This window comes from Rothia dentocariosa ATCC 17931 (genome assembly GCF_000164695.2).
GTDB classification, from domain to species: domain Bacteria; phylum Actinomycetota; class Actinomycetes; order Actinomycetales; family Micrococcaceae; genus Rothia; species Rothia dentocariosa.
Genome location: NC_014643.1, coordinates 1,733,327 through 1,746,787, shown reverse-complemented (window position 1 = coordinate 1,746,787; position 13,461 = coordinate 1,733,327). Strand labels below are relative to the sequence as shown.

Sequence of the window (13,461 nt, the reverse complement as noted above, 5' to 3'; positions counted from 1 at the left end):
CATTACGCGAGTTCACAGACGTTTTCGGGTTCAGAGGCAGAGTCTTGAAGCTCCAATTCAAGCACTTCAAGGAGCTCGCCGTCGATCACATAGTCAGAGAGTTCTGCGGCAACATCCTCACGCACCAAAGCGGTGACAAAGGTTCCATCTGAGACAAACGCAGTACTTTTAATCTCAGCGTCCCAAGCATGAAGACGGGAAATAACTTCACCGTGGTTGTAGGGGATCAGTAATTTAACTTCAAGCGATGGCCGCGGAATTGTATCCGCAATCTTCTGCTTGAGTTCGTCAATGCCCTCCCCTGTGCGCGCCGAGACGATGACGTGGTTCGATTCGCGCTGCCGCATGCGTTCGAGGATAAAGGGATCTGCCGCATCCGCTTTATTGAGCGCAATAATCTCGGGTATACGGCGAGCATCTAAATCTGCGATAACCTCACGCACGGCGCGAATCTGCCCCTCAGGGTCTGGGTGAGATGCGTCTACCACATGCAGAATCACGTCTGCATCGGCTACCTCTTCGAGCGTGGAACGGAATGCTTCCACGAGCTGGGTGGGCAGCGAGCGCACGAATCCTACAGTGTCCGAAAGCGTATAGCCGATGCCGTCCGGAGTCTGTGCTTTGCGCACGGTCGGATCCAGGGTTGCGAAGAGAGCGTTCTCCACCAGAACACCGGCATCGGTCAGACGATTCAGCAACGACGACTTACCTGCGTTCGTATACCCCGCGATAGCGACCGAGGGTACCCTGTTGCGTTTACGGCTTAGGCGTTTTGTCTCACGTGCGGGCGCCATAGCAGCTATTTCGCGCTTGAGCTTTGCCATGCGGGCACGCAGACGGCGGCGATCCATCTCGATTTTGGTTTCACCAGGTCCGCGTGAACCAATGCCTTCACCGGATGCTGCACGCCCGCCTGCCTGGCGTGACAGGGATGCGCCCCAGCCGCGCAGACGCGGAAGCATGTATTCGAGTTGGGCAAGTTCGACCTGTGCTTTGCCTTCACGAGACTTCGCGTGTTGAGCGAAGATGTCTAGAATCAGGGCGGTACGATCGATCACTTTGACTTTAACGATATCTTCGAGGGCTCGTCGTTGTGAGGGTGCTAATTCAGAATCGACGATCACAGTATCAGCACCGCTTGCCTCAACAATGTCTTTGAGTTCGAGGGCTTTTCCTGAGCCAAGAAAAGTTCCGGGGTCTGGTTTGAGGCGACGCTGAACTAGCCCGTCCAGCACTTCAGATCCTGCGGTTTCGGCGAGTGCAGCGAGTTCTCGCAGGGAGTTTTCAGCATCTTCGACGGTCCCTTCGGTCCACAGCCCGGCGAGAACCACGCGTTCTAGGCGCAGCTGACGGTATTCAACTTCAGTCACATCATCGAGCTCGGTAGAAAGCCCGGCGACTCGGCGTAATGCGCGGCGTTCGGCGAGGTCTTCCTGCTCGCCGTCAAATTCTGAGTGTTCCCGCTGATTATCGGAAATTTCTCGGGCACGGGTATCGAGCACGCGGCGTTGTGCGGTGCTACCGGTGCTTTCGGGGTAGATAGTGGTCTGTGCCGCTGCATCTGCACGGCCTAAGACTCGTTCTACGGTTCGGCGTAGCTGCTCATCACTGGGCAGCTTTTCGCTGGAAAAAGAGGTATCTGTTAATTTCATATGTTCCTCTATTTTAGCGGTCGCATGCCGCAGTTGTCGCGGTTTTCGGTTATCTCTCGCTGTGGGCGCATCAGCGTAGCAGCGATGATGCGGGGTGCAGCCGGGTACACTGGATTCATGAGCGAACAGCATTATTTTTCCTCGTCTCCCGAGGTCGAGTTCAAACCTCGAACGGTTCAGGTTGAGTTGGCGGGGCGTCAGGTTTCCGTGACGACCGCGAACGGTATTTTTAGTCCTTCGGGAATAGACAAGGGAACTGCGGTTCTTTTAGCGCAAGTACCTGAGCCGCACGGAAAATATATGCTCGATATTGGATGCGGCTGGGGACCCATCACATTATCTTTAGCTATGCTTGCTCCGCAATCTGAGGTTTATGGGATTGACGTCAATTCCCGCTCGCTTTCGCTCACGGAACAGAATGCCCGCGCTTTGGGGCTGCATAACGTCTCGGTGAGCACCCCTGATGAGATAGATCCCACATTACGTTTCGATACTATCTGGTCCAATCCTCCGATTCGCGTGGGTAAAGAGGTTCTGCACAATATTCTGCTCGCGTGGCTTCCGCGGCTAGCCCCCGGCGGTGCTGCCTATCTGGTGGTTCAAAAGAATTTGGGTTCTGATTCCCTGCAAAAATGGCTGGATGCACAGCTCACCGAACGTTTTGGACCCGAGTTTTCGGTATCTCGATATGCCATGTCGAAGGGGTTCCGTATCTTGGAGGTTGTGCGTTCTTCCAAAGGTTCTTAAAGGCTTCAGGTGGATGCTCACGCGATAATGCCCGCCAGCTTCTCCGCCTCAGAAGAAGGCTGACGGGCATAAGTTCTCAAAACTCCTTCGTAGGTTAGTGGAGCTCAATCTTGGCAACCGTCTGAGCTGGCCCTGCTAGAACGACGTGTTCGAGGTCGTCGGGGCCTAGGACGAAGGTTACTGCGAGCGTGCCGCCGGGAACATGAACCAGCCATTCATCGGGCGCCTCTTCGCCGCCCCAAAAACGGGTTGCCGCCGCGGCCGCGCATGCACCAGTCCCGCAGGATAGAGTCTCACCTACGCCGCGTTCGTATACGCGCATCCTGATGGCTCCAACATTTTTATTCTCGTCGGATGTTTCTAGATCAACCGGAACCACAAACTCAACGTTAGTTCCTTTTTCGGGGGCTGGATTTACCTGTGGTTGGCTGTTCAGATCGAGTCCGTCCAACTTGCCTTCCTGACCCAGCATCACCACAGTGTGGGGGTTACCCATCGAAATCGACAGACCGGCTCGGGGAGTCATCAGTCCACGCGCCGAAACATGCGAATCTTCACCACTTTCGCGTGCTGTGTCTCCGTGGATAAAACTCCACGGACCCATATCAATGGCATATCCTTCTTCGGTGCGCGCCACGATTTTGACGCCACCTCGCGTAGCAATCTTGACGGTCTCACCTACCTCAAGGTCAATCATTCCCTCAGTACGCAAGTAATCGACGAAGGCACGCACACCATTCCCGCACATTTCGGCGATCGAGCCGTCACCATTACGGTAATCCATAAACCAGATAGCGTCTGGATGTTCTTCCAGCATATTCTGCCCGGTCCTGAAATTTTCGGTATACGCTGCACGGATAAAGCCGTCAGCACCGATTCCAAAATGACGATCGCAGACACGCGCGATGAGGTCAGCATCGAGCGGGATCTCAGAGGCTGGGTCGGTCAGAAATATAAAGTCATTACCCGTTCCATGCCCCTTTGTCAGAGTACGCCCGGCTAGTTCTCCCCACGTGGATACGCCATCGGTCATGCTCGTTTTCTACCCTTCGTTCTTCGTGACTAAATCTCTGTAAATTCTACCGGTTTACCGCAGAGGATGCGCTGCTTAAGCGGGTTTCGGCCCTTTACAGCCTTGACTCGCCTGGTGCACGACCTCAAGCGCTTGGCTGAGCAGGTTCTTCGATTCGGCGTCAAACCAGTGTACGCGGTCGTCCCCGCGAAACCAGGTTATCTGACGGCGCGCAAATTGTCGGGTTGCCGTCGCGGTGTCTTCGATCGCATCGTGCAGAGTATACGTCGCGCTCAACGCGGGGTCGGAGGCGGTAGTCTGCGCATCCAAAACCTTCAAAAACTGGGCGTACCCGATGGCACGTGAGGCGGTCTTTCCCTCACGCAGACCATGCTGTTCCAGCGTTCGTACTTCATCTAAAAGCCCTGATTCCGCCATGTTCACCACCCGGCGGTGTAGGCGTTCATGGAGGCGTTCACGATCCATATCAAGCCCAATCTGTATGGCGGGTGAGACATATTCGCGTACTGGCATGAAGGCAGAAAAGGGACGTCCCGTCACCTCAAAAACTTCGAGGGCACGTATAACGCGCCGTTCGTCGTGAACACGCGCCGCAGAGTCAGGATCGACCTGAGCCAGGCGTGTGCGCAAAACACCGAGCCCCTGCTGGGCGGCTTCCTGCTCCAGCCGAGCCCGTACCGCCGAATCCGTGCCGGGAAATTCGAGTTTATCAAGAGCTGCCCGAACATAGAGACCGGATCCGCCCACCAGAATAGGGTACTTACCGCGTGCTCTAATATCCGCAAAGAGCTGCCGGGCTTGATGCTGAAATTCTGCTACCGAAGCTTCCTGCGTGATATCCAAAATATCGAGCAGATGGTGAGGAACCCCCTGCATTTCCTCAGCGGTAATCTTAGCAGTTCCGATATTCATACCGCGATAGAACTGCATGGAATCCGCGTTTACGCATTCACCGTCAAGATGCCGGGCAAGAGCAATTGCGAGCGCACTCTTACCAGTACCGGTGGCACCGACAATAGCGAGAATAGGAGGCTCCAAGGGGTACGTCATGGGTCTATTGTACGGGTCTACATATAATTATGAGACCGCGCGCACCCCCTACGGTATCTAGGATTTAGGCCCAATAGTGGGCATGCCAAGCCCCACCGGACCGCCCGAAGCCTGGGTAGTTCCGGCACCGCAAGATTCGGCCTGTGAACGGTCCCAGGCCTCCCCGGCTCGGGTGCGGCGAAGCTGATACTGCTCAGCGGTGGGATCTGAAATCAGATGGAATGACCCTGCCTCAGTGATAGGAACGGTCACCATGTCTCCAGGGCGAGGCTCTTCGCATCCAGCGGGCACCGAAAAATGTACGAGGCGCTGATCCGGTCCGCGACCCGCCAGACGATGCGTCTGCTGCGCTTTACGTCCAGACTCTGCGACAACCATCAACTCGACAGTCTTCCCCAGCTGTTTATGGTTCTCTTCGCCCGCAATACGGTCTTGCAGAGCCACTAGGCGTTCGTAGCGCTCTTGCACAACATCTTTTGGAATCTGGTTTTCCATAGTCGCCGCCGGGGTGCCGGGGCGAATTGAGTACTGGAAGGTAAATGCTGACGAGAACCGCGCCTGCTCCACCACGCGTAGCGTATCCTGGAAGTCTTCTTCGCTCTCACCGGGGAACCCCACGATAATATCGGTGGTAATGACAGCGTGCGGAATGCGCTCGCGCACCTTCTCTAAAATGCCCAAGAATTTCTTGGATCGGTATGAGCGGCGCATGTCTTTGAGCACCTTATCTGATCCCGATTGAAGCGGCATATGCAGAACAGGCATGACGTTCGGGGTTTCTGCCATCGCTTCTATCACGTCGTCGGTGAACATAGCTGGATGCGGTGACGTGAACCGTACTCGTTCCAGTCCCTTAATATCACCGCAGGCGCGCAATAGTTTGGAGAATGCCTGACGATCCCCAAATTCCACGCCGTAGGAGTTCACGTTCTGCCCAAGCAGAGTTACTTCGATCGCGCCGTCATCGACGAGCGCTTGAACTTCAGCGAGGATATCGCCGGGTCGACGATCTTTCTCTTTACCGCGCAGTGACGGCACGATACAGAAGGTACAAGTGTTGTTACATCCTACGGAGATTGAAACCCAGCCCGAGTACACATGGTCACGTTTCGTGGGTAGGGTCGAGGGGAACACTTCAAGCGATTCGAGCAGTTCCGCCTGCGCTTCGTGATTGTGGCGAGCGCGTTCAAGGAGTGTGGGGAGCGAACCAATATTGTGGGTGCCGAACACGACATCTACCCAAGGGGCTTTTTCGATAATAGTGTTCTGGTCTTTTTGAGCCAGGCATCCGCCTACAGCAATTTGCATGCCTTCGTGGCGTCGCTTCACGGAGGCCAACTGTCCCAAATGTCCATAGAGACGATTTGATGCGTTCTCGCGCACCGCGCATGTGTTAAACACCACGAGGTCGGGTTCTTCTCCCTCGGCGGCGCGTACATACCCGTTCGCTTCTAGCAAACCAGACATACGTTCAGAATCGTGAACGTTCATTTGACAGCCAAAGGTGCGAACTTCATAGGTTCGGGGAGTTTCGGCGGACGTTGCGGATTCAGCAGAAAAATCATTTAGGGTCATGCTCACGCCATTAGGGTAGCGGATGGTGGATAATGGCTCTATGCAGGTATCCCTTAGTAATTCTTCCGGCCAATATCCTGATGATCCCCTCGCGACTATTCTTGAGCGTGCCATCGCGGAATACCATCCCGCGCCCACGCACTCCCCCGCCGATTCTGAGGCGTTCCGGGTCAGTGTTCTCAAGATGCTTTCGTGGGCGGCAACCCTACCGGCTATCGGAGATCGGATTCCGCTCTCGCTGACGATCCTATCAACCGGAATGCGCTCGGTAGTGCTGCGAGTACGCTATGGATCTAACCCGCATACACCCTGGCAGCCCGAATCTGTCATCTTAAAACGTTATCGCCGCGGAGATTCGGCGACTAACGCAGGCGGTTTTGGATACCTTCGGGAAAAATACGGTGCGGTTGCCCTCGATGAAATGGTTCCAGATATCTACCCTGCCCTCTACGGTGTTGATGATGATCTACGCTGCTTAGCACTCGAAGACGTGGTTTTTGAAGGGTCGGTACCCGTTGCAAACTCCCTCATAGCTGATACTTCCACGCAGCTTTTCAACCAGAATAATACGGCACGCGCTTTTGCGGCTTACGCGGCAGTGTGGGGTGAATTTGCTCGGCAGGGAATTTTTGACGACACCGTCGATGAATATCGCGCATCGCTTGCGAGGGCGGACCGTAGGGCACAGTTCCCGGGGGCAATGCCCTCCCCGAAACTTGCCGAGAAGGGGCTTCAACGCCTATATCCCGATCTCCCAGCAGAACGGAGCGAAGATGCCGAAGAACCTACAAACGATCTCCAAGAACTAATCTTCCGGTTCCATCGCATCACTCAGCCATTTTTCCTCAAACGCCCGCCGGTACCCGAGCAGTTTAAACGTAGCCGCGGACAGGTCTATATGCTCTCGTCGGGAGATTTTTCGCCGCATAACGTGCTGTACTCCCCTGCCGATATGGCACCTTCTCGCGGTATCGGCACCCGCGCTTTTGATACGGAGGGAACCTGTATCCACCACCGCGGATTCCCTTTTGTGGAGGCGATGCTCGGGTTTCCCTCGTCGCCCCAGTACCCGCTTTACCGGGTAGATAGGGAACAGGAGCTTCCTAAATTTTATACGGTCCTCTTCGGTGAAATACCTTTAGATGCCAGGCTTGCAGAAGACATTGCGGTGTGCGCAGCTATTACAGTGTGTACGCTTTTGGAGCTTTACGCCGACGGAGCTCGGGTGCGGGTTCTTCCCCGCATTTGCCGCCAGGGTGTTGAGCTGATGCGCATCCTGCTTACTCTTGGGAACACCCAAGACCCTGCGCTTTACGATCTCATCCAGCGCCTTGGCGATTACGGTAAGAACCTCGAAAAGTAGATTAGACGGCACGTCCAGTTGCCTCACCGGCGGCAAGCGTAAAATCCCAGCTAATTCCGTTCCAGGTGAGAACCTGCGGACGCAGTTCCTCACGCAATGCAAAACTCTTATCGGCGTACCCCAGCAGATACTCGTCGAAGGCCGGGAGGCTAAGCTCGCGGTTGAGTGCATCCTTAAGCTCCGAACGGGTAATGCCTTCTTGCCAGGAACCTACCGCATATTCTTGCCCGCCCAGCACAATAGTCTGGGTACAGCGAGCATGTTCAAACGCATACCGGGCATCGGTTATTGTAATCCCAGCCCACCAGCGCAGATCCTCCGCGGTCACCGGCCCGTGACCGCATATATAACGTGTACCCAGTTCAGCCAGTGCCTGTTTTCGCTCATATTTTGTGCGGGGCACAGGTATGGAGTCGCGGTGCACGAAGCTTTCTTCTTTTTCCCGGAGCGGCCCTTGAAGAACCGTGCCCTCACCGCCGTAGAGTCGAATGAGGTGGCTGCGCCGCGAACTTGGCCCGCTATAGCCGTATTCATCCAGAATGGTGTAGAGGTCAGTGCGAGTGAGCGGCTCAAGATGTCCCCTGGTTTGTAAAGCGTCATGAAGGTGCTCACGCCACCGCTCAAAGTCTTCGAGCGTAAAGTTACATTGACGCATATAGGTGGGTTGAGGCTTCGCGCCTCGGCCGGCGACAGCAGCATACAGCGAATCTGCACTGTTAAGAGTCAAAAAGTGGAGTGTCCCGCGCATGGGCCACGAACGTACAATGCTGTAGTCGTGAATGCCTTCAAGAACTGTGTCAGTACTGCACCCAGCTCGTAGCGCAATGGCACGCACACCGGCGTTATAGTTTTGCCCCTGAACAGCGTAGAGATGATTTAACACATGTATCGGGGCGCTTGTCTCTTGGTACAGAGTGTCAGCGTCTACACCTATACCACGATGCGCTGCACTTGGAGCGAGGAGCTGAGCGATCATACGCCTGGCACGAAGTTCTTGTAACGGCTGCATAGATTACCTCTTATCTGTTGCTGGATCCGCTGGATACTCTTCTGATGAAGAATATTCAACAGTCTTCTTCCTGCTCGCTGCGGTACCTCTCGATTTCTTCTTTTACCACCGAAAACGCTACAGATGAAGAATATCCTCGACGTGCCAGCATCCCTACTAGCCGACGCAAGATTTTCTCATTCTCGGTACGATCTGAGAAGTTCATGGAAGGACGCAGTTTTTTGCGCACGAGCTCCGCCGCATCCCGGTGCTCATCTTCGTCCGTGCGTGCAGCGAGCGCATCTTCAGCAAGTTCTCCGGTAATTCCTCGCTCTTTGAGTTCACGGCGCAGAGCGGTTCGGGAAAGCTTCTTATGTTTTCCCCGCTGTTCCACAAAGGAACGCGCATACTCGGCATCGTCGATTAGGTGAGCCGCCTCAAATTTATCGAGCAGCGGCTCTATAAGACTTTCCTCAAACCCTTTATCGGCAAGTTTTTTCTGCAACTGCGCGCGGGATTTAGCAGAATACGCCAGCTGATTGTAAACCAGAGTCTTTGCTCGCGTGTACGGATCTGGCTCTTCGCGCTGTTTCCAACGTCCTGAGCGATTGGTGCCCGGAACATTCGTCTTTTCTTCGGCAGCGATACCTCGAATAAGAGCTTCTTCTTCGGTGCTCAAAGGTTCGTTGAGGGCACTCCCCTCACGAAATAATGGGCCTGATGACCTTTTCTTCTTTCGTACTTTTTCTGGATGTTCTTCCTCTGCACGATGAGCCCCAATAGCCGGGGCGAAGGGCGATTTTTCGGTGTTCTTGGGGCGCCGGAATCCTTTTTTCCAGTCCGGGTTTCGACGCTTCTTACGGGCGCCCGATGTACGCTCTGCTGAAGTTTTTGATGAAGCGTTTTGTGTACGGGGTTCTGCATCATGTTGAGCTGCCGCCCCTCCCCCTCGTGTGCTTGGGAACGAGCGCGATGAGGAAGAACGATAGGGTACAGAATCGGGGTCGGGTTTGTCTTCCACATATCCGTGTGCGGCGGGATGCCAATCAGAGAATCCTGTGGCTTTGCCCTCTGCAGCATCAGAAATTGTTTCAGCGTCAGAAATCGTAGGGTCACTCAACGGGTTATCACCCCAGGCATCCGCCAACCAATCGTTACCCATGCCGCCTTCCTGTGCTGATTCGATGCTGTAATCCTGTAGGTACAACGCCTCAAAGGCGTAGAGTCCTCAGATATGCTGAGCGTGTGCCGCGCATCCTCAAAGCTAGGCTATCGTGGATGCGCGGCACACGCCATCTTATTTAGAATTCTTCTGCGAGCTCGTCGAGAGGATCGGCTTCAACCGATGTGGCTTCAGCTTCTTCCGAAGATTCCTCGCCTTCAGGATCGATAATTCCGAGTTTTACGAGGACCTTATACTGTAGTTCCTCAGTCAATTCCGGGTTATCCTTGAGCAGTTTACGCACGTTCTCGCGCCCCTGCCCCAGCTGTTCGCCATCATAGGTAAACCAGGCGCCAGACTTCTTGACGATGTCATGCTCTACCGCGAGGTCAAGAATACCGCCTTCAACGGAGATACCCTCACCATACAAAATGTCGAACTCGGCCTGTTTGAAGGGAGGAGCCATCTTATTCTTCACGATCTTGGCACGAGTTTTATTGCCAATGGGGTTCGCCCCGTCCTTTAAGGTCTCAATACGTCGAATATCGATACGCACCGAGGCGTAGAACTTCAGGGCCTTACCGCCGGTCGTGGTTTCGGGAGAACCAAAGAACACGCCGATCTTCTCACGAAGCTGGTTAATGAAGATTGCTGTAGTGCCGGTGGATGCCAGGCGACCCGTAATCTTACGGAGAGCCTGGCTCATCAAACGCGCCTGCAGGCCCACATGAGAATCACCCATATCGCCGTCAATCTCGGCGCGGGGAACGAGAGCCGCTACAGAGTCGACTACAACGATATCAACAGCGCCGGAACCAACCAGCATATCCATAATTTCGAGTGCCTGTTCCCCAGTATCGGGCTGCGATACCAAGAGGGCATCGGTGTCAACGCCGAGTTTGGCAGCATAGACCGGATCGAGTGCATGTTCAGCATCAATAAACGCCGCGATACCGCCCGCTTTCTGCACATTCGCTACAGCATGCAGAGCGACAGTGGTCTTACCAGAAGATTCAGGACCATAAATTTCAATCACACGGCCGCGGGGCAGTCCGCCGATACCGAGAGCAGCATCCAAAGCGATAGCGCCGGTTGAAATAACCTCCGTTTTCACGGTCTCTTTATCGCCTAGACGCATAATCGCGCCTTTACCATAATCCTTGTCGATTTTAGCCATCACGGCTTCGAGTGCCTTGGCACGGCCTTCTTCAGGAACACGAGCGACGCCCTGTGCCTTGCTGTTCTTTGCCACGGTTAGTTACCTCGTTCTATCAATAGAAGGTCTCAATGATTCTTCGGGAGGTGCTTCTCGCCACCCTCTGCACACTACTCTACGAAGTCCGCCTGACACTTTAAGACCGGCGGCGGAAGAATGTGGAAAAATCCCCCAGAAAGTACAGATATTTTTACTCTGTGGATAGATTAGCATGACTCGAACAAAAATCCTATAAATCGCACAAATTTTCGGCAAATTTTTTCGAATTTATGCTCGCCGTGTCTATCTCAGAGTCTCCACATACAGCGTCGCAACAACCCCTAAACCGGACTTATTCCGCAGCAATTCATGGATTCGGCTACCTGCGCGGTTCACGGTCGGGTCCCAAACGGCGAACCTCCGGAATATCCTGTGTCTCGCAGACCGCAAGCCAAACATCCTTCGGTGCAACCCCAGCTTCAAGTGCCTCTAAAGCCGTCATATTCCCAAGCGACCCAAGCACCAAATCTCCCGCCAAAACTCGGGCATACCCAGCACCGAATTCGTAGTCCATATTTGTCCAAAACTCGCTGAGTTTCATCATCCCTCCTTACGCTCTCCTGTTTCAGAGCACATCCGAAAAAATCACGAGAATGCTTCATCAGAGTCCCCTGCGAAGGTAGACCTCTACCGTTGTCAATGCATAAAAAAGCGAACCGCGCATCATAACGGATGCGCGGTTCGCTCACATAGGTTTCTTAGAGCGAAGCCATCATGTAATCGTTACGGTACTGCTCAGCAAGCTCGGCGGGAACGGTATCCGGAACGTGTACGCCCTCTAGAATTGCCATACGGTCGGCGACTTCACGGAGCATCTGGTACATCGGGATATCAAGCGCCTGGCAAATCCATGCCAAAAGCTCCGAAGAAGCTTCCTTCTGCCCACGCTCAACTTCGCTGAGATAACCCAGGGAAACACGTGCGCTCTGTGAAACCTCGCGTAGGGTACGACCCTGGCGCTGACGAACGTCACGAAGAACCTCGCCAATAGCCTGGCGCAGAGGTACAGTCTTTGCCTCTTCCACAACAGGAGCTACCTGCTGCGGAGCTGGGTTAATTTCTTTCCACCGGGTAATACCATTAATAGATACACGCTTCTTGGTCATATGCGTTGTTTCTCCTCGTACGTAGGTCAACCAGTGTTCGGTTCTTACAGTTATTAAGCCTAACTCATTTTTTAGTTCTCGGCTAGCCTCGGGTACTGTAGCGTTTATATGAGCCTGGCTAGTATATATTCAAACTTACCAAGCTATAGTTTTATTCCCATGCACCTGGGAAATCCCTGGAAACTTGATTAAAGTATCCCGTGAAAAGATACTTCAGCTGACCTCTAGATAAGGCTACGATGCGTCCTTAGTACCGTGCACAGCCTGGGTCAGCAGGAGAATTACATCCGCCGTTGCCGAGGCGCGAATCTGTACCCGATCCCCCTCATAGTGCCGCTGTACGGCATAGGTTGCCTCTGGAGTGTGCACACCCAAAAATACGGTACCAACGGGCTTACCATCGTGCGGCTCTGGCCCTGCAACTCCAGTGGTCGAAACCCCGTAGTCAGCTCCACAGATTCGTGCGGTTCCCTGCGCCATCTGCCGGGCAACTTCCGGATCAACGGAGCCAATCTTAGCTAAAAGCTCCTTGTTTACGCCTAAAACGGATGCCTTGACCGCGCTCGCATATGAGATAACCCCGCCGCGATAGTATTCCGAGGCTCCCGCAACGGTGCAGATAGTACCCCCGACGTCTCCTCCGGTGAGAGATTCCGCCGTAGAGATTGTCAGACCTGTACCGACCAACGCATCGTGAAGCATCTGAGAGGCTTCCTTCGCACTATGCGGTACCGTTTTGAGTACGTCCATAAGTACTCCTCTCCTCCCAACGAGATATATCCGACGTATAAAATACCGGGACAGTCCATCTAGAACCGTCCCCAGCCTCATGCCTATGCGGGATGCTGCGCCAGCCATGTCTGGCGAAGCTGATGGGCATCACGCACATAAACCGCCCCTGTCCAGACGGTAATAGCGGTTACCGCCGCCATAAGAACCCATCCGGGAACCAACCAAGGTTTGCCGAGGAGTCCTAAGGGTAAAAGCATCACCACGAGAGCAATGGTTTGTAAAACGGTTTTGATCTTTCCGCCCTTATTTGCCGCCATAACCCCGTATTTGATAACGAAAAAACGCATGATGGTGATTCCCCACTCCCGAAGGAGAATTACAGCGGTCACCCACCACCACAGCTCGCCCAACCAAGAAAGGGTAATGAACGCCGCACCGGTGAGGAGCTTATCAGCAATAGGATCAGCGATCTTCCCAAAGCTCGTGATGAGGTTACGGCTTCGAGCCAGGTAACCGTCCGCCCAGTCGGTAATCATCGCAGCAATGAAGAGGGCGAAAGCAAGCCACCGCTGCGCCACATCTTCAGCTCCGAATGTCCCGCCCGCAAGGAGCACTACAACGAAAAAAGGAACTGCAATAATACGCACAACCGTCAGAATATTCGGCAGATTCCAGTTAGATACATGACGCTCGGTCTGCGATACCGCCGATACTGATTCCTGACTCACTGTTACCCTTCGTCTCTACAGTCTGGTACCAACGACTCGTTGTTGGCTGCAAGGAACTCCCAGAGCGTAG

At 54.1% G+C, this 13,461-nt stretch carries 13 protein-coding genes; 2 read left to right on the top strand and 11 right to left on the bottom strand.

Going from position 1 to position 13,461, the window contains the following annotated elements; translation table 11 throughout:
• Positions 1-2 precede the first annotated feature (2 nt).
• Complete coding sequence (gene hflX / locus HMPREF0733_RS07525) at positions 3-1,652, bottom strand: GTPase HflX (RefSeq protein WP_013398767.1); 1,650 nt, start codon at positions 1,650-1,652, stop codon at positions 3-5.
• Positions 1,653-1,769: 117 nt separating this feature from the next.
• Between hflX and HMPREF0733_RS07520 the strand changes: the two genes are divergently transcribed.
• Positions 1,770-2,399, top strand: coding sequence for a class I SAM-dependent methyltransferase (locus HMPREF0733_RS07520; RefSeq protein WP_041322031.1), 630 nt, complete (start codon positions 1,770-1,772; stop codon positions 2,397-2,399).
• Positions 2,400-2,493: 94 nt separating this feature from the next.
• Here HMPREF0733_RS07520 and dapF read toward each other — a convergent pair whose 3' ends face one another.
• The 3 genes from dapF to miaB all read right to left on the bottom strand — a co-directional run bounded on the left by dapF (position 2,494) and on the right by miaB (position 6,057).
• Positions 2,494-3,432: a diaminopimelate epimerase gene (gene dapF, locus HMPREF0733_RS07515; protein WP_013398765.1), complete on the bottom strand. Its 939-nt coding sequence runs from the start codon at positions 3,430-3,432 to the stop codon at positions 2,494-2,496.
• A gap of 75 nt (positions 3,433-3,507) precedes the next feature.
• Positions 3,508-4,482, bottom strand: coding sequence for a tRNA (adenosine(37)-N6)-dimethylallyltransferase MiaA (gene miaA, locus HMPREF0733_RS07510; RefSeq protein ID WP_013398764.1), 975 nt, complete (start codon positions 4,480-4,482; stop codon positions 3,508-3,510).
• 57 nt (positions 4,483-4,539) lie between these two features.
• Positions 4,540-6,057 carry a tRNA (N6-isopentenyl adenosine(37)-C2)-methylthiotransferase MiaB gene (miaB, locus tag HMPREF0733_RS07505; protein WP_013398763.1) on the bottom strand — a complete coding sequence of 506 codons (1,518 nt, stop codon included), beginning with the start codon at positions 6,055-6,057 and terminating at the stop codon, positions 4,540-4,542.
• Between the two features lie 40 nt (positions 6,058-6,097).
• Here miaB and HMPREF0733_RS07500 point away from each other — a divergent pair, with 40 nt between their 5' ends.
• Positions 6,098-7,420, top strand: a complete 1,323-nt coding sequence (locus tag HMPREF0733_RS07500; protein ID WP_244864682.1) for a hypothetical protein — start codon at positions 6,098-6,100, stop codon at positions 7,418-7,420.
• Position 7,421: 1 nt separating this feature from the next.
• Here HMPREF0733_RS07500 and HMPREF0733_RS07495 read toward each other — a convergent pair whose 3' ends face one another.
• The 7 genes from HMPREF0733_RS07495 to pgsA form a co-directional block, all read right to left on the bottom strand.
• On the bottom strand, positions 7,422-8,429 hold the full coding sequence (locus HMPREF0733_RS07495; protein WP_013398761.1) for a DNA glycosylase AlkZ-like family protein: 1,008 nt from the start codon (positions 8,427-8,429) through the stop codon (positions 7,422-7,424).
• A 55-nt stretch (positions 8,430-8,484) separates the two neighbouring features.
• Entirely contained in the window at positions 8,485-9,570 is a 1,086-nt protein-coding gene (locus HMPREF0733_RS11455) for a regulatory protein RecX (protein ID WP_013398760.1), read from the bottom strand.
• A gap of 139 nt (positions 9,571-9,709) precedes the next feature.
• On the bottom strand, positions 9,710-10,822 hold the full coding sequence (recA, locus tag HMPREF0733_RS07485) for a recombinase RecA (RefSeq protein WP_004006268.1): 1,113 nt from the start codon (positions 10,820-10,822) through the stop codon (positions 9,710-9,712).
• 322 nt (positions 10,823-11,144) lie between these two features.
• Positions 11,145-11,366: a DUF3046 domain-containing protein gene (locus HMPREF0733_RS07480; protein ID WP_004006267.1), complete on the bottom strand. Its 222-nt coding sequence runs from the start codon at positions 11,364-11,366 to the stop codon at positions 11,145-11,147.
• Positions 11,367-11,523: 157 nt separating this feature from the next.
• Positions 11,524-11,931, bottom strand: a complete 408-nt coding sequence (locus HMPREF0733_RS07475; protein WP_004006266.1) for a helix-turn-helix domain-containing protein — start codon at positions 11,929-11,931, stop codon at positions 11,524-11,526.
• Positions 11,932-12,165: 234 nt separating this feature from the next.
• Positions 12,166-12,681 carry a CinA family protein gene (locus HMPREF0733_RS07470; RefSeq protein ID WP_041321721.1) on the bottom strand — a complete coding sequence of 172 codons (516 nt, stop codon included), beginning with the start codon at positions 12,679-12,681 and terminating at the stop codon, positions 12,166-12,168.
• An 83-nt stretch (positions 12,682-12,764) separates the two neighbouring features.
• Positions 12,765-13,391: a CDP-diacylglycerol--glycerol-3-phosphate 3-phosphatidyltransferase gene (gene pgsA, locus HMPREF0733_RS07465; protein ID WP_013398757.1), complete on the bottom strand. Its 627-nt coding sequence runs from the start codon at positions 13,389-13,391 to the stop codon at positions 12,765-12,767.
• Between the last annotated feature and the right edge of the window lie 70 nt (positions 13,392-13,461).